This window comes from Enterobacter sp. RIT637 (genome assembly GCF_019718755.1).
In the GTDB taxonomy this organism is placed as follows: domain Bacteria; phylum Pseudomonadota; class Gammaproteobacteria; order Enterobacterales; family Enterobacteriaceae; genus Enterobacter.
Genome location: NZ_JAIHAZ010000001.1, coordinates 400,052 through 424,524, shown reverse-complemented (window position 1 = coordinate 424,524; position 24,473 = coordinate 400,052). Strand labels below are relative to the sequence as shown.

Below are 24,473 nucleotides of genomic sequence, written 5' to 3'. Positions count from 1 at the left end.
ACATTACCCCTCATGCTTCATTATTTTCCAGGTAATCACGAAGCAGGTTTGGCCGACTTTTTTTCTCCATTAACCTTCTGAGCAGAACGATCAACTCGTAATCAGTTCGCAGGTTATACTTTTGCATCATCATATATTTATGGGTAAAGACCGTTTTATCGCTCATCTTTAATATGTTGGCGGTCTGCATAACCGAGTGTCCACGATAGAAATTCACCATAATTCGAATCTGCTGCGGTGATAAGACTTTATGTTGGCATTCGAAACAGGATTTTTTATTCCAGGTGTAACCCGGTAACTGCATTCTGAACAAGGCGATAAACAATGTGCCGCTTATACGATCAAGCGAAGCACGGCGAGAGAGGAAGATGATGTCCTGAAAACAGGAGGGCAGCGCGGAAAAACGCAGCTCATCGTCAACCAGACCTATCACAATCCCTTTTTCCCGGACCTGTAGTTCCGGGAAACAGGTCAGCGTTTCCCCCTGACAGAGCGAAAGGACAATAATATCGGCCTGAATGACGTTATCCTCAGTCAGATCGGCATTAAAATGGATGGGGCGATGAAAATTGTGCTCAAAAAAATCCACGAAAAAATGCTGTAGCCCGGCCTGAAAAAATAAATCCGTTTCCTGAATCAGGATATTCAACATAGCTCACCCACGTCTCATGATATATGCGCTTCCCGGTGCTCAGTTGTATTGCATCGTCATCACAACAACCGCGCTGATGCTTCCCGGCGTCGCGCCACCGCTCAGGGATATGACCGATGCCTGCATGGGCATGCTCGCCGTTCGGTCTGCTGCAATATTTTGCGTCATGCTGGAGCCCGTTCCTTTGAGCGTGCCGGTCCCCGCCTCACGCATCGCAACCGCCACGTTCGTTGCCGAGCCGTTGTTCATGTAGTAATTCACCCCGGCAACCGGGTCGGGGTTTCCGGTGAAGGAGACCGTCACGCTGCGCGTCCCCGCGGGACATTGCATAAACTGCAGATTAAACGTCACCGGGTCGGAGGATGAACCCGGCGTCACCATGTTTGTCGCCTGAATATTGCCGAGATTAATATCCAGCTGCGTATTCCCGCCATTAAATATGCAGGGCGAGGCCACAATATTTCCCGTCACGTCAAGATTCACGTTATCGGCGGCAAAGGCCTTCCAGCTCAGCAAGGCGAGAAAGACCCGTTTCTTGTGCGAGAATTTCATCATTCACCTGCTACTGGTAGGTCAAATTAAGCGTGGCAGAGGCATTGGCCGCGCCGGATTCGACAGACGTTAACGTCTGGTAATATCGCGCCGTTAACGGCAGCGTCTCTAGTCCACCCGAAGATTGTTTTAATAGCAGGCGGCTATTCAGCACCAGCGGCGTGCCGTTATATAAAAGTTGCACGCCCACGCCTTTTGCCGTACCGGTAATACCCTGTCCCGATAGCGCCATTACGCTGGTATTGCTGCTGTCCGGGTTCTGAATTCCCCCAAGCGAAACGCTAATATTGGTTCCCGGGGTGCAGGTTAACCCCAGATTTTGCGTATTCTGTGCACCCGTGGGCGTGGTTCCGATCGCCGTGCCAAACGCTGAGGCGGAGATATCGCCAATAGGGAACGTCAGCTGAGGCGTGGTAATACTGCATGCAAGCGCATTGATCGTCCCGCTGGTGAGCTGAGCCGTCAGGCCGTCGCGGTAGACGCCGTCGCTCCCCTGAAGCGTTACTACGCCTATGACCCCCGGCGTTAAGGCACCAGACGAAACCGGACCGGTGACCACCAGCTCAATTTTGCCGCCGTACCAGTCAACATAAGAGGTCTGCGCATTATAAGAAAACGTATTGGCCGGATTTTCAAAGTAGTTATTCGAAGAAAAGCGAATACCCATTCCGCTAATATTGGTGTTGTAAACATGGTTGCCATAGCCGCTCAACGTGGCGTTGTTATAGCGCATGCTAAATCCGAGCATTAATGGATTACTGCACCCGGTAAGATAGGATCCCGTATAGGTGGCCGCGCCGGAAAATACCACCGTGCCGACAGGCGCATCGCGTTGGACATTAATTGTGCCCACCGACAGCGTGGAAATTTGCGGTGTTATTGTTGTGCAGGTCCCTGCACGCACGCTGTTATTCCAGCCGGTGAGTAAACAGAGCAGTAAAATAGCCTGAATGAATTTCATGTTAATGCTCCTGGCGACACGTGGCGCTCACGTCCGTTATTCCACTGTAGGTTGATTGTTTCGGCAGACTGAAATCAGCACGGCACTGTTGGCTGTCCTGGTTTCCCCAGGTTGCAACTAACGTCCCCTGCTCGCTCATGCCGGTCAAATACACCTGGCCGCGATCGCCCACGATGAAACTGTTGTTACGATCACCCGCGAGGGTGACTACGGCCCCAAACGGGACGGGATGGTTGTTGTCTGTCAGGGTCATCAGCACCCGACGTCCGACTCTGGAAAGATAGTCCGCTCTCACCACCGCCCCGCGCGTCGGAGTGACCGTACGGGTATTGATCTCCAGCTCAACATCGTCAGGCATATTTTCCGGATCGAGGATGAGATCGTTTTTTCGGTACACGGACAAATTACTGACCACGGTATAGCCGCGATAATCCGTACGTACTCCGGACTGATTTCGGATATCGATACCCCGCGCGCCGGGCGCTTTTATCAGAGCATTCGTCTCACCCAGCGGCTGAGAAAACGTGACGCCATCGGCGTGTGCGAGTATGCCCCCCTGCAGCCCGTAATTCAGACGCTCGCTGTTTTTGTCGTAGCCATAGCCCGCCGTCAATTCGCCGTAGGTGCCTTTGTAATCACCATTCATGTTGCCGGTGTAACCCACGCCGTTCGTGCCGTAACCCTGCTGCACGTTCCAGTTCAGGGCGCTGTTTTCCAGCGCAACGCCGTTCATGCCGATATTGTGCGTGGTGCCGTTATTCTTGCTGGCGCTCATGGCATAGTTGGCCCATGTCCGCGGCAGGAATTTTTCCAGCGGTACGCTGAGGTTGAATGCCAGTTGCTGGTCATGGTCATAGGTTTTCCCACTCCCGCTGCCGTATGCCGCAGCGCTGGCATTTTTGCTGTATGTCCAGGTCACCCCGTAGCTAATGTTATGCCAGTAATTGTTGTATCCGACACTCCAGGAGGCCATCGACTTACCGGTGTTCCAGTAATCTTCCCGCACGGCGCTAAGGGTTAGAGACCCAAGGTCGCCGCCCAGCGTCTGGCTCATCGTCAGCTCTGCGCGGTTACGCCGCCTCTCCTGAAGCGCGCTGCTGTCTCCGTAAGAATCCAGCACCTCCTGCATCCCGTAATAACCGCGGGTTGAATAGCGGTATCCCGCGATGGAAAAGTTAGTCCCGATATTCACGAAATTCTTGCTATACCTCGCGCGCAAGGACTGACCGTTGGTTTTGGCTGTGTTATCCGGCGTTGACCAGCCCTGCGTGACGTCTGCTGAGAGCGCGCCGAAATCGCCCATATTCTTACCCATCCCCATCGCCAGCGACCGATATCTGCTTGAGCCCTGTACTCCGCCATAGAGGGTGATCCCGTGCTTCAGGCCATAAATGCCGGTAAGTTGCCCGAAAGGCGTGTTGTCCACGCTGTGGTTATAGGACCGATATTGCCCCCCGGTGAGGGCATATTTCAGACGGCCTTCGCGCTGCAGTACCGGTAACGACGCATATGGCAGTATGAAATGTTGCTCGCTGCCATCGGCTTCTTTGATCGTCACGTCCAGATCGCCTGCCCCTCCAGTCGGATACATATCCGTAATCTCGAATGCACCGGGCGCAACGTAGCTTTGGTAGATCTGATAACCATTCTGACGCACCACAACCTGTGCATTGGTGCGCGCGATACCCCGCACGACAGGGGCATACCCCTTCAGGGAATCTGGCAGCATGTCGTCATCAGATGCCAGTTGAGCACCGCGAAACGGCATACTGTCAAACACGTCAGCCGGTGCAGAACTGTCTCCGAGCGTCAGCTGTGCTTTCAGGGGGATCACGGCACGCTGCGCGTAGGTATAGACGGTGTCCCACCTGTCCTGACCGGAACCGTCCCGTGACCACGTGGAGTAATTGCGCAGACGCCACGGACCGATATTGATCCCCGGACGCAGGTTGGCATACTGGCTGTCGCTGCTGTTGCCTTCACCGTGGCTCGCCCAGGTGTTCGCGCCGCTCAGGCTGTAATTGAGCATGGCCGCCGCGATCCCCTCATCCCACATCTCAGGAGACACATAGCCTCTTGCGGGCAGATCAATCGCCGCCTGTGGAATGCTGATAAGAAGGCGCTGAGCGCCAAACTGAAAATCGGTGCTGGCTTGTGGAATGGCCTGAAGATCCGCGCAGTCACTTTTTCCCGAAGCAAGTTGAGGAAATAGCGCGGTTTTGACTCCCCACTGTTTTAACTGGTCGATGCTCAGGCAAGGCTGCAATATCTCATTACCGTTGTCGCTTTTCACCGCGGCAAAGGCGATATCGCGGGTCTCCATTAACTGGTCGTCAAGAATGATGTCAACATGGTAGGTTCCCGGTGCCTGAGAGCCTGTTTCAAAAGCCGACAGGTCTGCTTTGCCCATTCCAGGATTATCCAGCTCAACCAGTTCCGTGTTAAACGTTTCACTGGCATAAATTGCTGGTGATGAACCAGCAAGTGCGCAGGCGATTAATATCGCCAGACGAGCAGGCCGTATCATATGCGTTGATGTTGTCATTGCAGGAAACCTAATGAATGCATGAGCATCAGAAACTGGCTTGATGTGCGGTGCCAGGACTGCCATAGTCATTAATGACTTTAAATGTGAGAGAATCACCCCTCACCCCTTCAGGTAATGAAAACCGTGCTGATGCGCCGGGTAAAACATACGTCACATCATCAAGTTTTCGCCCGGCCAGGGTAATCTCATTGAAATTGATCACGTAGGGTGTGGGATTATTCACCTGAATCGCATTCCCGGATCGTTGCCAGGTTAATTTATTCGCTTGATCCTCCGGAGTTGACGCACGCAGACCTTCAGGACGATAAATCAATTTAATCCGCGTTTTTACCGCAATTTGCAGGGCGTTCATCTGTTTTGAGGCTGAGGGAATCGCTTTAATATTCAACCAAAATAAACTTTCCTGCTGCTCGGGCAGGGAACCCGTCATTACAATGCGCTCAAGGTTTTTTTGTCCGCCGTCCAGACGATACAGCGGTGGCGTAATAATAAACGGCGCTTTACCCGACACCCCATCCTGCATATCTATCCACGACTGGATCAAATAAGGGGTGTTGTCAGGGTTAGTAATATTGATTGAGGCTTCTTTCTTTCCCCCCTCGAAAATAACGCGAGTACCACCAATAATAACCCCGGCATTGGCCGTCATTAATGTCAACGGTAGCAGCGCCACCGCCAGACCTGTTGTTCTGATAAAACGCATGGTAAAAACCTCGTAAAACAAAGGGGCCGGGTTGGCCCCCTACTGATTGCTGCAAAAACTTAGTTGTAAACCACGGAGAAGTTCGCCACCGAGTTAGCCGGACCTGCAGTGACTGACGCGGCGGTCGAAATATACTGCGCATAGAAGTTCAGCGTATTATCTGCGGTGCTGCTCAGTGCATAGGAATAGCTGTTGCTGCCATGCAGAGGCAGATCGGCCTTATCGGCGCTCATCAGGTTGATTGCCACCCCTGTTGCCGCCCCCGCCACCGAGGAGTCAATCGCCAGCAGGCTGGCGTTGCTTAAATCAGGCGTACCGTCAAAGCGCACTTTCGCGTTAGTCACCGTGACCGGACAGTTTTTCAATACAATATTGAATTGTGTGGCAGCGGTTCTGGCTCCCGTTGTCGCGAATTCCGTTTTATAATAATCGCCCAATACGACGACCTGGTTCTGAGAAGCCACATCAACGTCGCAGGCGGAATCCAGAATATTACCGTTAAAATTAACGGTACCCGCTGCAGCGAAAGCCTGCGTCATTGTCAGTGCAGAACTCACTGCCAGCATTGCCATCATCATTTTGTTTTTCATAATATCCTACCCTGTATCACTTTATTTATTACTGAAATCCAGGCAAACGTTCCCCACAAGTTTCAATCAACCTGAGCGTTGCCTTTTATTTTTTGTCAGGAACCAGATAAATGGCTCGCGAATAGAAATCTGAGCGTTCCTGTCGACGAGCCAAAATTTAACCAACTCTTATTCCGCACACAATCAATTTGAGGTCTAGCTGTAGACTTGCCTTTAACAAATTCGAAACATTTCTTTTTAGATAAACCTTAACTCATATTATTCCTTGTCTACTTTTAGACTCGCAATACAACCCCTTATGATTCATGAGGTTATATCTCTCACATGCGTCAGTCTATTAATAGACCAGCTTCGATTATTCCCTGAAGTGCTGTTTTTTAAGATAATTCTCTATGCCGATCAAAAAATGATCGCATGAGTGAATGAGGCAGCTGATGAATACCCGAATGGCTACAGAATATAGTAAAGACAATTCCACCGTGCTCCACCTAAAACCCTATAAGCACATTGAAAAAATTATCGATACCCTACTTCCTTCAGCAGAAAGGAAAATACTGTCCAGAGGGGAAGTAGTTCACTATTACAAGAGTGATATTCGTCAGTGTTTTTTACTGATCCAGGGGAGCGTGGCATTACACCGCCGTGGAGATGGTATTGTCTTAAATTCTGAATCAGCGCCCTTTATTCTGGGCGTAAGCAGCCAGTTCTCCTCTGAACACCTTTACGTCAGGGCGCTGGAAACCTCCGAAGTCGCGGCTGTGTCGCTGGAGCGTTTTAATAACGTCGTTGCGCAGCAAAATCTGTGGGAGCATTTTTCTAACCTGCTGATCTATACCGCCTCGCGCGTCTATGAACACTGTGCCCAGATATCGCAAATGTCGGCTTACGACATTATCCGCTTCCAGCTCGTCGAACTGATGCAGGAGCCTGAGGCGATAAGACTCAATACGACCGCCGCAGCCTATATCAAAAGCCGGACCTATCTTTCCCGTAGCGGCATTATGCGGATTCTGGCGGAGTTACGAACGGGTAAATACATCACGATGGTGCGCGGAGTGCTGATGGATATCCATCACTTACCCCGAAAGTACTGACCCCACATTTATATCTGGAGAAGGTGGAGGATAAGAGCGACACTATAATAAGTCCGGTTTTTTTTCAGGTTTCAGACAATGTCTTCAGCACAACAACATCGCGGCTCTCCCTACGCCCAGGAACTGATCTCTTATTTAGAGCCGTACTGCACCACGCGCAGAACAGGCCGTGGCGAGCAATTCGATCTTCAGGTTGACGGCAAGGGGATCTGTTATTTAATTCTGGAGGGGACAATTGCCGTCTACCGCAGAAGCGATGACATGATGCTCTCCACCGCCCGCAGTCCTGCTGTGTTTGGTCTCGCTAATCTGACGGATATTTATTTCAATGATTACATCAAAACCGTGAGCCCTTGCCTGATTGGCATTCTCACTACCGAGAAGGTCAACGAAATTATTAAAGAGAAAGCGTTATGGGGCCTGCTTTCTAACCAGCTGATGTTTGTCTATAGCCGCCTGTATAACAACGTGATGCCACAGGGCGCACCGACGGCGTATGAGATGATTCGCCAGCAGCTTGTCAAGCTGATGGAGGAAGATGAGACTTATCGGCTCGGCGTAACAGCGGAAAGGTATATCAGGGAAAAAACGCAGCTCTCGCGCAGTGGCGTGATGCGCATTCTGGCCGATCTTAAAACGGGCGGGTTTATTGAAATCGACGAAGGCAGGCTGATAAAAATTAACAAACTTCCCGCCAAATACTGAATTCCAGAGACAAAAAAGGCCGCATACGCGGCCTTTTCATTCGCACTCAATGGACGTGAACGCCCAACCGCCAGGCAAAATAGATCTCTTCTTTCAGTTCGCTTGAAGAGAGCGCCAGCAAATCTGCAAATTCCAGCTCAAGTTGTTTCAGTTTTTTCAGGTACTGCGCCGGAGACAGGTTGCTCTTATCGCGACGTAAATATTCAATTGCCAGTTGGGTTGGGGTTATTTCAGTATCCATGATGTCCTCGCTTATGTACAAATCCTGACCAGTATATCACAACAGACTGGCTAGTTTTTGACCACGGGCAAAACATCAGGAAACTTTACACTACCGCCGTCGTCAGCCTTGAGGAGCAGCACAGGCGTTCCTGCTCATCGAGAATATCAATCTGCCACACCTGATGACGGCTCCCGGCATGCAGCGCGCGGCAAATACCGCGCACGCGCCCACTGTGAACAGAGCGAATATGGTTAGCATTCACCTCCAGCCCGACAACCTTCTGCTCCCCTTCGGTACAGAGGTAGCCCGCAACCGATCCCAGCGTTTCGGCCAGCACAACGGACGCGCCGCCGTGCAGTAAACCAAACGGTTGATGCGTGCGGCTATCGACGGGCATCGTCGCTTCCAGCTCATTCTCACCAATGCGGGTAAACTGGATGTCCAGCAGCCCCACCATATTCCCCTCGCCCATGGCGTTTAGCGCCTGCAGCGTCACCGCACGTTTCCAGATCATCCGATAATCTCCAGCAAAGCCTGTAATGGATGGCGAACACCGTTACCCTCAACGCGTTTCACCTGGCTGCGACACGAATACCCCGTCGCCAGACAGCGGTTACGCGGTAGACGCTGCATCGCCTGTTGCCACGATAATTCATAGATCCCAAGCGAATTGGCGTGGTTTTTCACTTCGTGCCCGTAGGTCCCTGCCATACCGCAGCAGCCCACGCTGACGTTTTCCAGCTTCGCGCCAAAACGGGCGAATATAGCGGCCCACTGGGCAGGTGCACCCGGCAGTGCAGTGACTTCAGTACAGTGGCCAAAGAGATACCATGGCTCACCGCTGGCCTCACGTGCGGCGGTTTGCTGTAGCGCCAAAGGCAGCCACTCATGTACCAGCATGACGTGGAAATCACCGCGTTTTTCGCCCAGCGTCTGCTTGTACTCATCGCGATAGCACAGCACCAGCGCCGGATCGACACCGACCATGGGAATTCCGAGCTGCGCCACGCGATTGAGGAAGTCAGACGTTTTCTGCGCCGTCTTCGCAAAACGGGTCAGGAAGCCCTTAATGTGCTGTGCCTTGCCATTCGGGGAGAACGGCAGCACAACTGGCTGGTAGCCCACTTTTTCCGCCAGACGGACAAAATCGGCCACCACCTGCGCATCGTAGTAGCTGGTAAACGGATCCTGCACCACCAGCACCACGTTGGCTTTTTGCGCATCACTTAGCGCTTCAAGCTGTTCCAGCGTCATGTTCGCCGAGCGGTGTCCCACCAGCTGGCGCTGCAGCGACGGCGTCGAGAGCAGCGGCAGATCCACCATGCCGATATGTTTTTCGGAAAGCTTGCGCACCAGCGGCTGGTTGATAAAGAAGTTAAAGGTCTTCGGCGCACGCGCCATCAGCGGGGCGTAGCTTTCCACCGTCGCCACCAGATGGTCGCGCATCGGTCGCAGATAGCGCGTGTGATACAGCTGCAGGAAGCGCGAGCGGAACTCCGGCACGTCGATTTTGATCGGGCACTGCGTTGAACAGGCCTTGCAGGCCAGGCAGCCGGACATGGCCTCTTTCACTTCATGCGAGAAGTCGTATTCGCCTTTATTTGCATGCCAGCTGTTGCGGGTGCGTTCGATAAGGGAACGCAGGCTGGCGCGTTTTTCCGGCAGTTCCTGCTCAAGCTTGAGCGGGTCGACGCCGCGATCCGCCAGCAGGCGCAGCCACTCGCGCACCAGGGTTGCACGCCCTTTTGGCGAGTGAATGCGGTTGCTGGTGATTTTCATCGACGGGCACATCGGGCTTTTCACATCGAAGTTAAAGCACAGGCCGTTGCCGTTGCACTCCATCGCGCCACGCCAGGAAGAGCGTACCGCAATCGGGATTTGTCGGTCATAGGTACCGCGCTTGACCGCATCCACCTGCAGCATTGGCGCGTCAACGCCCTCTGGCGGGCAAATCTTACCGGGATTGAGGCGGTTATTCGGGTCGAATGCCGCTTTGACCTTACGCAACTCCGCGTAGAGTTGTTCCCCGAAGAACGCCGGGCTGTACTCCGCGCGGAACCCTTTACCGTGCTCGCCCCACAGCAGGCCGCCATATTTGGCGGTTAAGGCCACCACGTCGTCGGAGATCTCCTTCATCAGGATCTCCTGCTGCGGGTCGCACATATCCAGCGCCGGACGCACGTGCAGTACGCCCGCGTCCACGTGGCCAAACATGCCGTAGCTCAGGCCGTGGCTGTCGAGCAGCGCGCGGAATTCAACGATGTAATCCGCCAGATGTTCCGGCGGCACGCAGGTATCCTCGGCAAACGGAATCGGCTTCGCGGCCCCTTTCGCATTCCCGAGCAGCCCCACCGCTTTTTTACGCATCGCGTAGATACGCTCAATGCCGGAGAGATCGTTGCACAGCTGCCAGCCGATCACCCCGCCTTCTCCGCGTGCAATCAGTTCGTCCAGCCGCTGGCACAGCGTACCGACCTGATGTTCAATCAGTTCGGCGTCATCGCCAGCGAACTCAACGATGTTCAGACCGAGCATCTCTTTGTCGGGTACATCGGTAATCAGCTCACTGACCGAATGCCAGACAATGTCTTCCCTCGCCAGGTTCAACACTTTTGAGTCAACGGTTTCCACCGACAACGCCCGTGCATCCACCATAAACGGCGCATTTCGCAGGGCAGAATCGAAGGAGTTGTATTTGACGTTCACCAGGCGACGCACCTTCGGCAGCCGGGTGATATCCAGACGCGCTTCGGTAATAAACGCCAGCGTACCTTCCGAACCGGTCAGTACGCGGGTTAAATCGAACTGGGTCAGGTCGTCGTTAAAGACGTGACGCAGATCGTAACCCGTCAGGAAGCGGTTCAGTTTCGGGAATTTGTCGAGGATCAGCTGACGGTTATCGCGACAGCGCTCCAGCACGGTGCGATATATCCGCCCGCTCGCCGTGCTCTCTTTACCCAGCGTCTCGGCCAGCTCGACCGGCATTGGCTGGGTATCGAGGATATCTCCTCCCAGCAGCACCGCGCGCACGCCCAGCACGTGATCCGACGTTTTACCGTAGACCAGCGAGCCCTGACCGGAGGCATCGGTATTGATCATCCCGCCGATGGTCGCCCGGTTGCTGGTCGACAGTTCCGGCGCAAAAAAGTAGCCGTACGGTTTTAAGAATTGATTAAGCTGATCTTTGATAACCCCCGCTTCCACGCGCACCCATCCCTCTTCAGGGTTGATTTCAATGATGCGGTTCATATAGCGGGACATATCGATGATGATGCCCTGGTTCAGCGCCTGTCCATTGGTGCCGGTTCCGCCGCCACGGGGGGTAAAAACCAGAGAGGTAAAGCGCTCCTGCGAGGCCAGACGGGCAATCAGCGCCACATCCGCCGTAGAGCGTGGAAAAACGACGGCATCGGGGAGAAGCTGGTAGATACTGTTATCGGTCGCCATCGTCAGCCTGTCGGCATAATTCGTGGCGGTATCACCTGTAAAACCCTGTTGCTCCAGTGCTTGCAAAAAATTAAGCACCAGCTGAACGACGCCAGGTGCCTGAGAAATCTGTGGGATCATTACCGTCGACCCTAATTAGAGTGGTGTGAAATCGTTTGCGTTGTGTCTGGAAAGTTTTATCACATTTTTTTCTTATGTGCTTCGCTGAATTACGGGCAAAATCCGCCTGTCAAAAATCGCTGATATCACTAATGATTAGAGAGAAGCGGTTTACGTTCTCGCCAGCCATGCTGGTGTTCATTTAAGGAAAGTTACATTTATGGTCAATCTTCGTCAGCCCAGGGATGTTGCGCAAATTTTGCTGTCGGTGCTGTTTTTAGCCCTGATGATCATTGCGTGTCTGTGGATTGTTCAACCCTTCGTGCTTGGCTTTGCGTGGGCCGCGACCGTTGTCGTCGCCACCTGGCCTCTGCTATTACGGCTGCAAAAACTGCTGTTTGGCCGTCGTGGCCTGGCGGTGCTGGTCATGACGCTGCTGCTGTTCATGCTGTTTATTATTCCGATTGCCCTGCTGGTAAATAGCCTTGTCGACTCCAGTGGCCCGGTTATCCGTGCCGCCACCAGCGGGGATCTGACGTTGCCGGATCTCGCGTGGCTAAACAGCATTCCACTGGTCGGCGCGAAACTCTACAGCGGCTGGCACAGCCTGCTGGAGATGGGCGGCAGCGCGCTGATCGCGAAAGTGCGGCCGTATATTGGCACCACCACCACCTGGTTTGTCGGTCAGGCGGCGCACATTGGCCGCTTTATGATGCACTGTGCGCTGATGCTGGTCTTTAGCGCCCTTCTGTACTGGCGCGGTGAGCAGGTTGCCCTCGGGGTGCGTCATTTTGCCACCCGACTGGCGGGTAAGCGCGGCGATGCCGCCGTGCTGCTGGCTGCACAGGCCGTGCGCGCCGTTGCGCTGGGCGTGGTCGTCACCGCGCTGGTGCAGGCTGTGCTGGGCGGTATCGGCCTGGCGATTTCCGGCGTGCCGTACGCCACCGTCTTTACCGTTGTCATGCTGATGACCTGTCTTGCACAACTGGGACCACTGCTGGTGCTGGTGCCTTCCATCATTTGGCTCTACTGGACGGGCGATACCACCTGGGGCACTGTGCTTCTGGTCTGGAGCTGCGTGGTCGGCACCATGGACAACGTCATTCGCCCGATACTGATCCGCATGGGTGCTGATTTACCGTTGATCCTGATCCTGTCAGGCGTTATCGGCGGGTTAATCGCGTTTGGGATGATCGGTCTCTTTATTGGCCCGGTGCTGCTCGCAGTGACATGGCGTCTCTTCTCGGCCTGGGTGCATGAAGTTCCCCCTCCGGGAACGGACCCGGATGTGATCCTGAGCGAACTGGAAGAGCTGGAAGAGAAGAACACGCAGTAAGCCTTTGGCCGGGTGGCGCTAACGCTTACCCGGCCTACACTCTTTCGTATGATACTTAAATACTGCTAAAGTATTTACTCATTACTCACTGGTCAGACCCGCCATTTAAGCAGTAACTTCGCTGCTAACCTCAAGAAATCTTTACCTCTCTTTAACTATTGAGACGAATCTGATCGACGCTAAAAGCCGACATGCCTACTATTAGGACACGGTTATAAATCAACACCTTGATTTATAAGCATGGAAATCCCCTGAGTGAAACAACGAATTGCTGTGTGTAGTCTTTGCCCATCTCCCACGATGGGCTTTTTTTTATCCTGACTACGCGCGTTCGACCTGACAGGTGCTGAGCATCCGCCACTCACCAGGCAGCACCCGCGTCTCTCCGGTGACATTGACCGTCACCGTCTCGCGAATATCCGCCGACGATGCGCCAACCTGTAGCTCAAACTCACCCGGCTCGACGATGCGTTTCCCGTCCCGACGGGTGAAGTTGAACATGTCCACCGCTAACGTAAAGGTGAGCGTGGCGGTTTCGCCCGGCGAAAGCGTGACGCGCTGGAAGGCTTTGAGTTCCTGAAGCGGTCGCACCTGCGTGGCAACCTTATCCCTGACGTAAACCTGCACCACCTCGCTGCCGCTGCGCTCTCCGGTATTGGTGATATCCACACTCAGCGTCACCTCGCCGTCAACCGGCACGCGGCTGTCAGCCAGGCGTGCCGCGCTCCAGCTAAACGACGTCCAGCCAAGGCCGAAACCAAACGGATAGCGGGCACCGAAATGGAACGCGAACGGCGTGCCCCCGCTTTTCAGCTTGTGGTTGTAGTAGAACGGCATCGCGCCTGCGCTTTTTGGAACGCTGACCACCAGCCTGCCCTGCGGCTCCGCGCGTCCGGTCAACACATCGGCAATCGCCCAGCCGCCTTCCTGCCCGGGTGCCCAGGCCATCATCAGCGCCGCGACCTTATCTTCCAGACCCTGCAGGTTGTACGGACGCCCGCCGGTCATGACCACAATCACCGGTTTACCGGTGGCGACCAGCGCTTCCAGCAGCTGCTGCTGCACGCCGGGCAGATTCAATGAGTCAGTATCTGAGCCTTCACCCACGGTGCCGCTCTGGAACAGCCCGGCGAGATCGCCGACGCAGGCGACCACCACGTCACTCTCCTGCGCGGCGTTGACCGCCTCGGGGATCAGGGCGGTACTCTGCGATACTGGCGACTGCTGCATCGGTTTACCGCCGCTGTCGCCCGGGAAGACCGGCGCGCCCGCCATCCGTTTTTCAATGATGTGGCACCCTTTGGCATAGCGGACGTTCGATGCACCGAGATAGTGTTCAAGCGCCGCGCGCGGGGTCATCACCTGCGACGTCTCTTCAACCATGTCGCTGATAATCAGGTGCACCGGGAAGCTGTAACCGCTCAGCAGGGCCAGCGGATCGTCTGCCGTCGGGCCGACCAACGCCACGCGAGGTTTACCGCCGAGGGGTAAGAGGCCATTGTTTTCCAGAAGGGTGATCGACTTTGTCGCAACATCCCGCGCCACCTGGCGGGTCGTCTCATTTTGCAGATCGCTGCCCTGCTCATCGGCATAGGGACGTTCAAACAGGCCAAGGCGGAATTTTTCCGTCAGCGTACGCGCCACGATCTCATCCACTTTCGCCATAGAAATCAGCCCGCGCTCTACCGCTTCCGCCAGATGCCGCGCGCAGTCATCTTTCGGCAGCTCAACGTCCAGCCCGGCGTTAAACGCCAGCGCGGCGGACTCCGCCGCATCGTGGGAAATGCCATGGTGCTGATGCAGCAGGCTCACGCCGCCGTAATCCGCCACGATGATGCCATCAAAGCCCCACTGTTCGCGCAGGACAGTGGTCAGCAGGAAGCTGTCGCTGTGCCCGGGCTGGTTATCGATATCGTGGTAGGCGGGCATGACCGAACCGGCGTTCGCCAGCTTGACCGCCATTTCGAACGGCAGCAGGAAGGTATCGTTCAGCTCGCTGAAACCGAGGTGCACCGGCGCGTGGTTGCGCGCCCCTTCGCTGAACGAGTGGCCCACGTAATGTTTCAGGGTTGCCAGCAGGTCGCGTTTATCGCCCTGTAAACCCTTCACGTAGGCGGTCGCCATCACCCCCACCAGCCAGGGATCTTCCCCGAAGGTCTCTTCGGTTCGTCCCCAGCGCACGTCGCGGGAAACATCCAGCACCGGCGCAAGCCCCTGCTGGCAGCCGACGGATCGCGCCTCTTTGCCAATCTGCTCCGCCGCCCGCTGCACCAGCGCCGGGTCCCAGGTCGAGCCATAATTCAACGAGGATGGAAACAGCGTTGCGTCTTTGCACAGCAAACCCACCAGACACTCTTCATGGAACAGCGCCGGAATGCCGAGCCGCGTCTCTTCCATCATCATGCGCTGGAGCCGATTCGCCGCGCGCACGCCCGTTTTCGCATCAACAATGTGCGTGCCGAGCGGACGCGTGATCTGCCCCACACCCAGCTTCAGCCGTTCGCTGAGCGAGGCCTGCTCGCTCACGCCCGCAAACTCATCGCTGAGATCGCTGCGTTCGCGGTGGTTGCCGTTTTCATCGAGGATCAGCCAGTACGCGTGCATCTGGGCAAACTTCTCTTCCGGGGTCATGCGCGCCAGTAAATCGGCGACGCGCTCGTGTACCGGACGTCCTGCGTCCTTATAGATAGCCGTCATGTTTTACTCCTGTATTGCAGAATGGGTTGCCGGGCTGAGCTGCCCCGCGTCGGGACGCACATCACGCTTGCCCGCGAGTTCACGGGCAATGGAATCCACCAGCCGACTGTTGAGTTTGTAAATGGAAAGAAGCGCCACCATGCAGAGGAACAGCACGCAAGGAATGAGCGTAAAGAGCGCGTTGATGGTAGAGAGCACGTGCGGCGCCTGCGTCATCTGGCCCGGCGCGTAATCCACCATGCCGAGCACCCAGCCGACCACGGCCCCGCCCAGCGCCAGGCCAAACTTGATGGCAAACAGCGCGGTAGAGAAGACCAGTCCGTCCAGACGACGACCGCTGCGATGCTCTTCGTAATCCACCACGTCCGAGAACATGGTCCACTGGAGCGGCGTGGTCAGGTTTTGAATAAAGCTAAAGACGATATTGAGGCCGAATATCAACCAGACCTGCGAAGGGGGAATGAAGAAAATCAGCGCGCCGAAGATGACGAAGGAAATTATCGTCCACTGATAGGCGCGGACGCGATCAAACTTTCCGAGCAGGCGTTCAGATAATAGTGCCCCGCTTAATGAAGCCACCATACCTGAAACAATAAAGGCAAAGACCAGCTCCGGGCGCAGCAGCACATAGTTGACGTAATACATAGTTGCAGAGCCGCGCGTCACGACCGCCGTTAACAGCAAAATATTAAACACGAACACAATTCGCCACTGGCTGTTTTTGGCCAGCAGTTTTAAATCCGTCAGCATGGAGCCGGAGGTATCATTTCGTGGCGAATAACGTTCGCGGGTCATCAGGAAGCAGCAGAAGAATAAAACAATACCCAGCAACCCCATCAGGCTCATCGCGTAGAAATAGCCTTTCTGTACGTTACCTTGCCCCAGCTGCGACACCAGCGGCAGGGCAATCACCGTCACGATCAGGCCACCGATAAACGACAGCCCAAAGCGCCAGGATTGCAGAGAGTGACGCTCGCGCGGATCCAGCGTCAGCGCGCCGGGCATGGCGCAGTAAGGGACGTTAATCGCCGAATAGATAAGGCTAAGAATGGCGTAAGTCACGCAGGCATAGACGATTTTCCCGGTCGGCCCGACGTCCGGCACGTAGAAGGTGATCAGACAGCTAACGCCAAACGGAATGGCAAACCACAGCAGCCAGGGGCGAAAACGACCGTGGCGCGTTTGCGTGCGGTCGACGAGTGCGCCAATGCAGGGATCAATAAATGCATCGACCACGCGCACCACTAAAAACATGGTGCCCATTATCGCGGCGGGCAAACCAAAAACGTCCGTATAGAAATAGGCGAGAAATAACGTCGCCGTTTGCCAGACCAGCGCGCTGGCCATATCGCCTAAGCCGTAACCTATTTTATCTTTCGTACGTAATACAGAGGAGATTGTCATTGTTATTTGCCTTTTTATCAGGTTAAAACGTATTTCAACCAGTTGCGCATCATCCTGTGGAGATGCGCAGTAAGGCTCAAGTATTAGCAACGCTTTGCGCGCTAACAATTGTCTAAATTAACAGACAAATTATGATATTTGGTTTTTTGTTTTATTTGTGATGGGGAGCATATTCGGACGAAAATAAAAAAAGGCGAGGAGATATCTCCTCGCCTTTATCCGTTTTTAAGCGGTTACTTATTCAGTTCCGCCAGGCTCAACCAGGTTTGCACCACGGTGTCCGGGTTCAGGGAGAGACTATCAATCCCCTCTTCCATCAGCCAGGCGGCAAAGTCTTCATGGTCGGACGGACCCTGACCGCAGATCCCGACGTATTTACCCTGCTTCTTCGCCGCACGGATGGACATAGAGAGCAGCGCCTTCACCGCCTCGTTGCGTTCGTCGAACAGCTCAGAGACCACGCCGGAGTCGCGGTCCAGACCGAGCGCCAGCTGCGTCATATCGTTTGAACCGATAGAGAAGCCGTCGAAATGCTCCAGGAACTGCTCGGCCAGCAGGGCGTTAGACGGGATTTCGCACATCATGATGATCTTCAGCCCGTTCTCGCCGCGCTTCAGGCCCTGACGCGCCAGCTCGTCCACTACCGCTTTCGCCTGGTCCACGGTACGCACGAACGGGATCATGATCTCCACGTTGGTCAGCCCCATGTCGTTGCGCACGCGTTTCACCGCGTCGCACTCCAGCGCGAAGCAGTCGCGGAAGCTGTCGGAAACGTAGCGTCCGGCCCCGCGGAAGCCCAGCATCGGGTTCTCTTCTTCCGGCTCGTAGCGCTCGCCGCCTACCAGGTTAGCGTATTCGTTAGACTTAAAGTCAGACAGACGCACAATCACGCGTTTCGGGTAGAACGCCGCGCCCAGCGTCGCGATCCCTTCGGTCAGACGGCCGACGTAGAACTCTCTTGGAGAGTCGTAGCCTTTCATCATCTCGCGGATTTCGTTCTGCAGCTTCGGATCCTGATCGTCAAACTCCAGCAGCGCACGCGGGTGAACGCCGATCATGCGGTTGATGATAAATTCCAGACGCGCCAGGCCAACGCCTTCGTTCGGCAGGCAGGCGAAGTCGAACGCGCGGTCCGGGTTGCCGACGTTCATCATGATCTTCAGCGGCAGGTCCGGCATGGTATCCACACTGGAGCTTTTCACGCTGAAGTCGAGAATATCGGCGTACACGTAGCCGGTATCGCCTTCGGCACAGGAGACGGTCACATTCTGCCCGTCCTTCATGCGCTCGGTGGCGTCACCGCAGCCGACAACCGCCGGGATACCCAGCTCGCGGGCAATGATCGCCGCGTGACAGGTACGTCCGCCACGGTTAGTGACGATGGCAGCCGCTTTCTTCATGATCGGTTCCCAGTCCGGGTCGGTCATGTCGGTCACCAGCACGTCACCTGGCTCAATGCGGTTCATCTCGCTGATGTCGTGGATCACTTTCACCGGACCGGCACCGATGCGGTGACCGATGGCGCGGCCTTCCGCCACGATTTTGCCCTGCGCGTGCAGCGTATAACGCTCCATCACCTGACCGCGTGAGCGGACGGTTTCCGGACGCGCCTGCACGATAAACAGCTTGCCCGTGTTCCCGTCTTTCGCCCATTCGATATCCATCGGACGGCCGTAGTGTTTTTCGATCTGCACCGCCTGCTTCGCCAGTTCTTCCACTTCAGCGTCGGTCAGGGAGAAGCGGTCGCGCTGCTCCTGCGGTACATCTTCAATTTTAACCTGCTTGCCATGCTCCTGGGTCGGGGCATAGATCATGCGGATTTTTTTCGAGCCCATGGTGCGGCGCACCACCGCCGGACGGTTAGCCGCCAGCGTCGGCTTGTGGACGTAGAATTCGTCAGGGTTTACCGCGCCCTGCACCACCATCTCACCCAGACCCCACGCGGAGGTGATAAACACCACCTGATCGAAGCCGGATTCGGTATCAATGGAGAACATCACGCCGGATGAGCCCACGTCCGAGCGCACCATGCGCTGCACGCCAGCGGAGAGCGCGACGCCGCGATGGTCGTAGCCCTGGTGCACGCGATAGGAGATGGCGCGGTCGTTGAACAGGGAAGCAAACACGTGCTTCACCGCCACCAGCACTGCATCGTAACCCTGGACGTTCAGGAAGGTTTCCTGCTGCCCGGCGAACGAAGCGTCCGGCATATCTTCTGCGGTCGCAGAGGAACGTACGGCAAAGGAGGCCTGCGCATCGTCAGCAGAAAGCTGGTTGTACGCGTCGTGAATGGCTTTTTCCAGTTCCGGCTGGAAAGGTGTATCGATAATCCACTGGCGGATTTGTGACCCGGCTTTGGCAAGCTCGGTGACGTCATCAATATCCGTTTTATCCAGCAGGTCGTAAATGCGCTGGTTAACACCGCTCTGGTCTAAAAACAGGTTAAAGGCATCGGCGGTGGTGGCAAACCCGTTTGGTACGGAAACACCCATACCGGACAGATTTGTAATCATTTCACCCAGGGAGGCATTTTTGCCCCCAACTCTGTCTACATCATTCATGCCGAGTTGGTTATACCAAAGCACCAGCGGTGACGAGCCATTGTTGGACATCGAAACAATCCTTTTGTGATATTTGATCGGAGTAAGAAACACCTGACTACGTATTTATACTGGCATATTTACATCCGCTAAAAAAACGGTGAATCGTGTAAGCAATTTAAATTTTCAACTTTTCGGATACTTTCCCATCACTGGCTAAACCGATGATTCCTATATATTCAGCCAAAAACCCCAAAAATAAAGTCGCTATTTGAAAAATGAAATCCACTTTTCAGGAAAATCAAAAACACCGTTTCACTTATAATTAGGACAACTTCTTTGCTGTCTAATTTACTTTTTTAATTTATGCTTTCAGGCAATTAGGTCTGATATTCAGGGTGGATAAAATGGATAATGCTGTCGATCGCCACGTTTTTTATATTTCTGATGGTACGGCGATCACCGCCGAGGTGCTGGGGCACGCGGTGATGTCGCAATTTCCCGTTTCGATTAACAGCATCACGCTGCCTTTTGTTGAAAACGAGAGCCGCGCCAAAGCGGTGAAAGACCAGATTGACGCCATCTTCCAGCAGACCGGCGTTCGCCCGCTGGTGTTCTACTCGATTGTTATCCCGGAAATTCGCAGCATCATTCTGCAAAGTGAAGGCTTTTGTCAGGACATCGTGCAGGCGCTGGTGGCACCGCTCCAGAGCGAGTTGAAACTTGACCCGACGCCTATCGCCCACCGTACCCACGGGCTAAACCCCGGCAACCTGACCAAGTACGATGCACGTATCGCCGCCATTGACTACACCCTCGCCCACGACGACGGGATCTCGCTACGTAATCTCGACCAGGCGCAGGTGATCCTGCTGGGCGTATCGCGCTGCGGCAAAACCCCGACCAGCCTCTATCTGGCGATGCAGTTTGGTATTCGCGCTGCGAACTACCCCTTTATTGCCGACGATATGGATAACCTGGTGCTGCCTGCCGCCCTGAAGCCGCTGCAGCACAAGCTGTTCGGCCTGACCATTAACCCGGAACGTCTGGCGGCCATCCGCGAAGAGCGCCGCGAGAACAGCCGCTACGCCTCAATGCGCCAGTGCCGGATGGAGGTCTCCGAAGTGGAAGCGCTGTACCGCAAAAACCAGATCCCGTGGCTGAACAGCACCAACTATTCGGTAGAAGAAATCGCCACCAAAATCCTCGACATCATGGGGCTGAATCGCCGCATGTACTAATATGCTAGTACATTAATCCAGTTTCAGTTATCATAACGGGCATCATCGGGGCGAATCTGCCCCGAACTTGAAATCAGCAGGGATTGGTTTAAGGTGATGCCCATCACTTCCCGGTAGTCTGCCGATGAAGCAAAAATTTTCTGAGACATTCCATGAATAAAACCGACGAACTCCGCACTGCGCGCATTGACAGCCTGGTGACTCCGGCTGAACTGGCTCAGCGGCACCCCGTTTCCGCAGGCGTTGCGGAACACGTGACGGCCTCCCGCCGCCGCATTGAAAAAATCCTCAACGGCGAAGACAAGCGCCTTCTGGTGGTGATTGGTCCCTGCTCCATTCACGATCTGGATGCCGCAATGGACTACGCAAAACGTCTTCAGGGGATGCGTGAGAAGTATCAGCATCGCCTTGAGATCGTCATGCGCACCTACTTTGAAAAACCGCGCACCGTGGTGGGCTGGAAGGGACTGATTTCCGACCCTGACCTCAACGGCAGCTATCGCGTGAACCACGGTATTGAGCTGGCGCGGAAGCTGCTTTTACAGGTCAACGAGCTTGGCGTTCCGACGGCGACCGAGTTTCTCGATATGGTGACCGGGCAGTTTATCGCCGATCTGATCAGCTGGGGCGCGATTGGCGCGCGCACCACCGAAAGCCAGATCCACCGTGAGATGGCCTCTGCCCTCTCCTGTCCGGTTGGCTTTAAAAACGGGACCGATGGCAATACACGAATTGCGGTCGATGCGATCCGCGCCTCGCGTGCCAGCCATATGTTCCTGTCGCCGGATAAGAGCGGTCACATGACCATCTACCAGACCAGCGGTAATCCTTACGGGCATATCATTATGCGCGGCGGCAAGAAACCCAATTACCATGCAGAAGATATTGCGGCGGCCTGCGAAACGCTGGCCGAGTTCGACCTGCCGGAACATCTGGTGGTGGATTTCAGCCACGGCAACTGCCAGAAGCAGCATCGCCGCCAGCTGGACGTCTGCGATGAGATCTGCCAGCAGATCCGCAGCGGTTCGACCGCCGTGGCAGGCATTATGGCGGAAAGCTTCCTCAAAGAAGGCACGCAGAAAATCGTTGCCGGTCAGCAGATGGTTTACGGCCAGTCGATCACCGACCCGTGCCTGAGCTGGGAAGACAGCGAGCTGCTGCTGGAGAAGCTGGCTTCAGCCGTGGACACGCGCTTTTAAAATCCTGCCGGGTGGCGCTGCGCTTACCCGGCCTACGGTACGTGCCCTTCTCCCTCGCCCTGTGGGAGAGGGTCGGGGTGAGGGCATCAGACCGCACCTCCCCCCCAAATTTGATCCCCTCACCCTTTTTTCACAAAAATGCTTGCCGTGAATTTGCAGTTTATTGATAATGATTATCATTGTTACATTGATTGTTATTTATAAACATTATGTCACGTACGGATAACAGCGCGGCAACGCCAATAAAAACACACACAGCGCCTTCCCCCACCGCCACCGATCGCCGTATCGACAGCAAAACCCTGCTCGGTGACGAGGGGCGGGTCATTATCGAGCATGATGGCCAGCACTATCTTCTGCGCCAGACCCATGCCGGAAAGCTGATCCTGACTAAATAAACAACACGATAATTTCGCCAGCCACCCAGGTTTTCCCCAGGCAGCCAGCGCTTTTCAATTCTTATGGAGAGTTGCTATGCCACACCTGCATTCCACGTCTTTACGTCCGTCACTTCTGGCGCTGGCGATTGTCAGCACCCTGCCGGGCGCTGCGTTCGCCACCACGGACGACATCACCGTCACCGCCACCGGTAACGCCCGCAGCGCCTTTGAGGCGCCGATGATGGTCAGCGTCATTGACGCCACTGCCCCGGAAAACCAGACCGCCAGCTCGGCCGCCGACCTGCTGCGCAAAGTCCCAGGTCTGACCCTGGACGGCACTGGCCGCACGAACGGTCAGGACGTCAACCTGCGCGGTTATGACCGTCGCGGCGTGCTGGTCCTGGTGGACGGCGTGCGTCAGGGAACCGATACCGGCCACCTCAACAGCACCTTCCTCGACCCGGCGCTGATCAAACGTATCGAAGTGGTGCGCGGTCCTTCCGCTCTGCTGTACGGAAGCGGCGCATTGGGCGGCGTGATTTCCTATGACACCGCCGACGCGAAAGATCTGCTGGAGCCGGGCAAGAACAGCGGATACCGCGTGTTTGGTACGGGCGCGACGGGCGATCATAGCCTCGGGATGGGGGCCAGCGCCTACGGTCGCACCGATACGCTGGACGGTCTGGTGGCATGGTCCAGCCGGGATCGTGGTGATATCCGTCAGAGTGACGGTGCAACGGCACCTAACGACGAATCCATCAATAACATGCTGGCGAAAGGCAGCTGGAAAATCGACCCGGCCCAGACCCTGAGCGGCTCCCTGCGCTACTACAACAACGACGCGCAGGAGCCGAAAAACCCGCAAACCACCGACGCGTCCGACAGCAGTAATCCCATGACCGACCGTTCCACCATCCAGCGTGATGCGCAGCTTGGCTACCGCATCGCCCCGGAAGGTAACGACTGGCTGAACGCCGATGCAAAAATCTACTGGTCCGAAGCGCGCATTAACGCCCAGAACGTCGACGGCACCGGCGAGTTTCGCAAACAGACCACCAAAGGCGGCAAAGTGGAAAACCGCACCCGTCTGTTCAGCGACTCCTTTGCGTCGCATCTCCTGACCTACGGCGGTGAATACTATCGTCAGGAGCAACGCCCGGGCGGTGCGACAACCGGCTTCCCGAATGCCAAAATCGACTTCAGCTCCGGCTGGCTGCAGGATGAGATCACCCTGCGCGATCTGCCCGTGACCCTGCTGGGCGGTACGCGCTACGACAATTATCGTGGCAGCAGCGAGGGTTACGAGGATGTGGATGCCGATAAATGGTCATCCCGCGCCGGGTTAACCGTCAGCCCAACCGACTGGCTGATGCTGTTCGGCTCTTATGCGCAGGCCTTCCGCGCGCCGACCATGGGCGAGATGTATAACGATGCGAAACACTTCTCCATCGGCAGCTTCTACACCAACTACTGGGTACCCAACCCGAACCTGCGCCCGGAAACCAACAAAACCCAGGAGTTCGGTTTTGGCCTGCGCTTTGACGATCTGATGCTTGCCAACGATGCGCTGGAGTTCAAAGCCAGCTATTTCGATACCAAAGCCAAAGACTACATCTCCACCACCGTCGATTTTGCCGCGGCGACCACCATGTCCTATAACGTCCCCGACGCCAAAATCTGGGGCTGGGACGTGATGGCGAAATACTCCGCCGACCTCTTCAACCTCGACGTGGCCTACAACCGCACGCGCGGCAAAGACACCAACACCGGCGAGTATATCTCCAGCATTAACCCGGACACCGTCACCAGCAAGCTGGATATCCCGGTGGCGCAAAGCGGGTTCTCCGTCGGCTGGATCGGTACTTTTGTCGATCGCTCAACGCATATCAGCAGCAGCTACAGCAAACAGCCTGGCTATGCGGTGAATGATTTCTACGTCAGCTATAAAGGTCTGGAACAGCTCAAAGGCGTGACCACCACGCTGGTGCTGGGCAACGCCTTTGACAAAGCGTACTGGTCGCCGCAGGGGATCCCGCAGGACGGTCGCAACGGCAAGATTTTCGTGAGTTATCAGTGGTAACGCATATTGAGAAGGAAGAGAC

At 55.3% G+C, this 24,473-nt stretch carries 19 protein-coding genes and 1 other RNA gene; 8 read left to right on the top strand and 12 right to left on the bottom strand.

Annotation, left to right across the window (positions count from 1 at the left end; genetic code table 11):
- Window positions 1–10 precede the first annotated feature (10 nt).
- The 6 genes from K5E19_RS02045 to K5E19_RS02020 are packed head-to-tail and all read right to left on the bottom strand — an operon-like array spanning window position 11 to window position 6,006.
- Window positions 11–652, bottom strand: coding sequence for a helix-turn-helix transcriptional regulator (locus K5E19_RS02045; RefSeq protein WP_221549768.1), 642 nt, complete (start codon window positions 650–652; stop codon window positions 11–13).
- A gap of 39 nt (window positions 653–691) precedes the next feature.
- Entirely contained in the window at window positions 692–1,204 is a 513-nt protein-coding gene (locus tag K5E19_RS02040; RefSeq protein WP_221550022.1) for a fimbrial protein, read from the bottom strand.
- A 10-nt stretch (window positions 1,205–1,214) separates the two neighbouring features.
- Entirely contained in the window at window positions 1,215–2,165 is a 951-nt protein-coding gene (locus tag K5E19_RS02035) for a fimbrial protein (RefSeq protein ID WP_221549767.1), read from the bottom strand.
- A gap of 1 nt (window position 2,166) precedes the next feature.
- A complete protein-coding gene (locus tag K5E19_RS02030) occupies window positions 2,167–4,710 on the bottom strand; it encodes a fimbria/pilus outer membrane usher protein (protein WP_221549766.1) in 2,544 nt (847 codons plus the stop codon).
- 28 nt (window positions 4,711–4,738) lie between these two features.
- Window positions 4,739–5,416 carry a molecular chaperone gene (locus tag K5E19_RS02025; RefSeq protein ID WP_221549765.1) on the bottom strand — a complete coding sequence of 226 codons (678 nt, stop codon included), beginning with the start codon at window positions 5,414–5,416 and terminating at the stop codon, window positions 4,739–4,741.
- Window positions 5,417–5,475: 59 nt separating this feature from the next.
- Window positions 5,476–6,006, bottom strand: coding sequence for a fimbrial protein (locus tag K5E19_RS02020; RefSeq protein ID WP_221549764.1), 531 nt, complete (start codon window positions 6,004–6,006; stop codon window positions 5,476–5,478).
- Window positions 6,007–6,440: 434 nt separating this feature from the next.
- On the opposite strand from K5E19_RS02020, the gene K5E19_RS02015 reads away from it, so the two are divergent.
- On the top strand, window positions 6,441–7,100 hold the full coding sequence (locus tag K5E19_RS02015) for a helix-turn-helix domain-containing protein (protein WP_221549763.1): 660 nt from the start codon (window positions 6,441–6,443) through the stop codon (window positions 7,098–7,100).
- A 78-nt stretch (window positions 7,101–7,178) separates the two neighbouring features.
- Window positions 7,179–7,805, top strand: a complete 627-nt coding sequence (locus tag K5E19_RS02010; RefSeq protein ID WP_221549762.1) for a helix-turn-helix domain-containing protein — start codon at window positions 7,179–7,181, stop codon at window positions 7,803–7,805.
- 46 nt (window positions 7,806–7,851) lie between these two features.
- Here K5E19_RS02010 and K5E19_RS02005 read toward each other — a convergent pair whose 3' ends face one another.
- From K5E19_RS02005 to K5E19_RS01995, 3 genes are all read right to left on the bottom strand, one after another.
- Window positions 7,852–8,046, bottom strand: a complete 195-nt coding sequence (locus K5E19_RS02005; RefSeq protein ID WP_221549761.1) for a YdiH family protein — start codon at window positions 8,044–8,046, stop codon at window positions 7,852–7,854.
- A gap of 85 nt (window positions 8,047–8,131) precedes the next feature.
- Complete coding sequence (gene menI, locus K5E19_RS02000) at window positions 8,132–8,542, bottom strand: 1,4-dihydroxy-2-naphthoyl-CoA hydrolase (RefSeq protein ID WP_221549760.1); 411 nt, start codon at window positions 8,540–8,542, stop codon at window positions 8,132–8,134.
- Entirely contained in the window at window positions 8,539–11,595 is a 3,057-nt protein-coding gene (locus tag K5E19_RS01995; RefSeq protein ID WP_221549759.1) for an FAD-binding and (Fe-S)-binding domain-containing protein, read from the bottom strand. Before K5E19_RS01995 ends, menI begins: the two co-directional genes overlap by 4 nt.
- Window positions 11,596–11,794: 199 nt before the next feature.
- Here K5E19_RS01995 and ydiK point away from each other — a divergent pair, with 199 nt between their 5' ends.
- Both ydiK and rprA read left to right on the top strand, forming a co-directional pair.
- On the top strand, window positions 11,795–12,910 hold the full coding sequence (ydiK, locus tag K5E19_RS01990) for an AI-2E family transporter YdiK (RefSeq protein WP_221549758.1): 1,116 nt from the start codon (window positions 11,795–11,797) through the stop codon (window positions 12,908–12,910).
- Window positions 12,911–13,118: 208 nt separating this feature from the next.
- Window positions 13,119–13,226, top strand: an RNA gene (gene rprA / locus K5E19_RS01985) — antisense sRNA RprA.
- Window positions 13,227–13,231: 5 nt separating this feature from the next.
- Here the strand turns inward: rprA and K5E19_RS01980 are convergent.
- The 3 genes from K5E19_RS01980 to ppsA form a co-directional block, all read right to left on the bottom strand.
- Entirely contained in the window at window positions 13,232–15,607 is a 2,376-nt protein-coding gene (locus K5E19_RS01980; protein ID WP_221549757.1) for a glycoside hydrolase family 3 N-terminal domain-containing protein, read from the bottom strand.
- A 3-nt stretch (window positions 15,608–15,610) separates the two neighbouring features.
- Window positions 15,611–17,011 carry an MFS transporter gene (locus tag K5E19_RS01975; protein WP_221549756.1) on the bottom strand — a complete coding sequence of 467 codons (1,401 nt, stop codon included), beginning with the start codon at window positions 17,009–17,011 and terminating at the stop codon, window positions 15,611–15,613.
- Between the two features lie 233 nt (window positions 17,012–17,244).
- Window positions 17,245–19,623 carry a phosphoenolpyruvate synthase gene (ppsA, locus tag K5E19_RS01970; protein WP_100166949.1) on the bottom strand — a complete coding sequence of 793 codons (2,379 nt, stop codon included), beginning with the start codon at window positions 19,621–19,623 and terminating at the stop codon, window positions 17,245–17,247.
- A gap of 335 nt (window positions 19,624–19,958) precedes the next feature.
- Between ppsA and K5E19_RS01965 the strand changes: the two genes are divergently transcribed.
- The 4 genes from K5E19_RS01965 (at window position 19,959) to K5E19_RS01950 (ending at window position 24,451) form a co-directional block, all read left to right on the top strand.
- The gene (locus K5E19_RS01965; protein WP_221549755.1) at window positions 19,959–20,792 is read left to right on the top strand and encodes a pyruvate, water dikinase regulatory protein; all 834 of its coding nucleotides are present in this window, start codon (window positions 19,959–19,961) and stop codon (window positions 20,790–20,792) included.
- Window positions 20,793–20,944: 152 nt separating this feature from the next.
- Window positions 20,945–21,991 (top strand): 3-deoxy-7-phosphoheptulonate synthase AroH, encoded by a 1,047-nt coding sequence (gene aroH / locus K5E19_RS01960; RefSeq protein WP_221549754.1) that lies wholly within the window; start codon window positions 20,945–20,947, stop codon window positions 21,989–21,991.
- A gap of 209 nt (window positions 21,992–22,200) precedes the next feature.
- Window positions 22,201–22,389 carry a hemin uptake protein HemP gene (hemP, locus tag K5E19_RS01955; protein ID WP_221549753.1) on the top strand — a complete coding sequence of 63 codons (189 nt, stop codon included), beginning with the start codon at window positions 22,201–22,203 and terminating at the stop codon, window positions 22,387–22,389.
- Between the two features lie 76 nt (window positions 22,390–22,465).
- Window positions 22,466–24,451 carry a TonB-dependent hemoglobin/transferrin/lactoferrin family receptor gene (locus K5E19_RS01950; RefSeq protein ID WP_221549752.1) on the top strand — a complete coding sequence of 662 codons (1,986 nt, stop codon included), beginning with the start codon at window positions 22,466–22,468 and terminating at the stop codon, window positions 24,449–24,451.
- The last annotated feature ends 22 nt before the right edge of the window (window positions 24,452–24,473 follow it).

What these genes read in the sequence shown, in the direction of transcription:
- K5E19_RS02045 (WP_221549768.1), bottom strand. Translation starts at nt 652, where the DNA reads ATGTTGAATATCCTGATTCAGGAAACGGATTTATTTTTTCAGGCCGGG.
- K5E19_RS02040 (WP_221550022.1), bottom strand. Translation starts at nt 1,204, where the DNA reads ATGAAATTCTCGCACAAGAAACGGGTCTTTCTCGCCTTGCTGAGCTGG.
- K5E19_RS02035 (WP_221549767.1), bottom strand. Translation starts at nt 2,165, where the DNA reads ATGAAATTCATTCAGGCTATTTTACTGCTCTGTTTACTCACCGGCTGG.
- K5E19_RS02030 (WP_221549766.1), bottom strand. Translation starts at nt 4,710, where the DNA reads ATGACAACATCAACGCATATGATACGGCCTGCTCGTCTGGCGATATTA.
- K5E19_RS02025 (WP_221549765.1), bottom strand. Translation starts at nt 5,416, where the DNA reads ATGCGTTTTATCAGAACAACAGGTCTGGCGGTGGCGCTGCTACCGTTG.
- K5E19_RS02020 (WP_221549764.1), bottom strand. Translation starts at nt 6,006, where the DNA reads ATGAAAAACAAAATGATGATGGCAATGCTGGCAGTGAGTTCTGCACTG.
- K5E19_RS02015 (WP_221549763.1), top strand. Translation starts at nt 6,441, where the DNA reads ATGAATACCCGAATGGCTACAGAATATAGTAAAGACAATTCCACCGTG.
- K5E19_RS02010 (WP_221549762.1), top strand. Translation starts at nt 7,179, where the DNA reads ATGTCTTCAGCACAACAACATCGCGGCTCTCCCTACGCCCAGGAACTG.
- K5E19_RS02005 (WP_221549761.1), bottom strand. Translation starts at nt 8,046, where the DNA reads ATGGATACTGAAATAACCCCAACCCAACTGGCAATTGAATATTTACGT.
- menI (WP_221549760.1), bottom strand. Translation starts at nt 8,542, where the DNA reads ATGATCTGGAAACGTGCGGTGACGCTGCAGGCGCTAAACGCCATGGGC.
- K5E19_RS01995 (WP_221549759.1), bottom strand. Translation starts at nt 11,595, where the DNA reads ATGATCCCACAGATTTCTCAGGCACCTGGCGTCGTTCAGCTGGTGCTT.
- ydiK (WP_221549758.1), top strand. Translation starts at nt 11,795, where the DNA reads ATGGTCAATCTTCGTCAGCCCAGGGATGTTGCGCAAATTTTGCTGTCG.
- K5E19_RS01980 (WP_221549757.1), bottom strand. Translation starts at nt 15,607, where the DNA reads ATGACGGCTATCTATAAGGACGCAGGACGTCCGGTACACGAGCGCGTC.
- K5E19_RS01975 (WP_221549756.1), bottom strand. Translation starts at nt 17,011, where the DNA reads ATGACAATCTCCTCTGTATTACGTACGAAAGATAAAATAGGTTACGGC.
- ppsA (WP_100166949.1), bottom strand. Translation starts at nt 19,623, where the DNA reads ATGTCCAACAATGGCTCGTCACCGCTGGTGCTTTGGTATAACCAACTC.
- K5E19_RS01965 (WP_221549755.1), top strand. Translation starts at nt 19,959, where the DNA reads ATGGATAATGCTGTCGATCGCCACGTTTTTTATATTTCTGATGGTACG.
- aroH (WP_221549754.1), top strand. Translation starts at nt 20,945, where the DNA reads ATGAATAAAACCGACGAACTCCGCACTGCGCGCATTGACAGCCTGGTG.
- hemP (WP_221549753.1), top strand. Translation starts at nt 22,201, where the DNA reads ATGTCACGTACGGATAACAGCGCGGCAACGCCAATAAAAACACACACA.
- K5E19_RS01950 (WP_221549752.1), top strand. Translation starts at nt 22,466, where the DNA reads ATGCCACACCTGCATTCCACGTCTTTACGTCCGTCACTTCTGGCGCTG.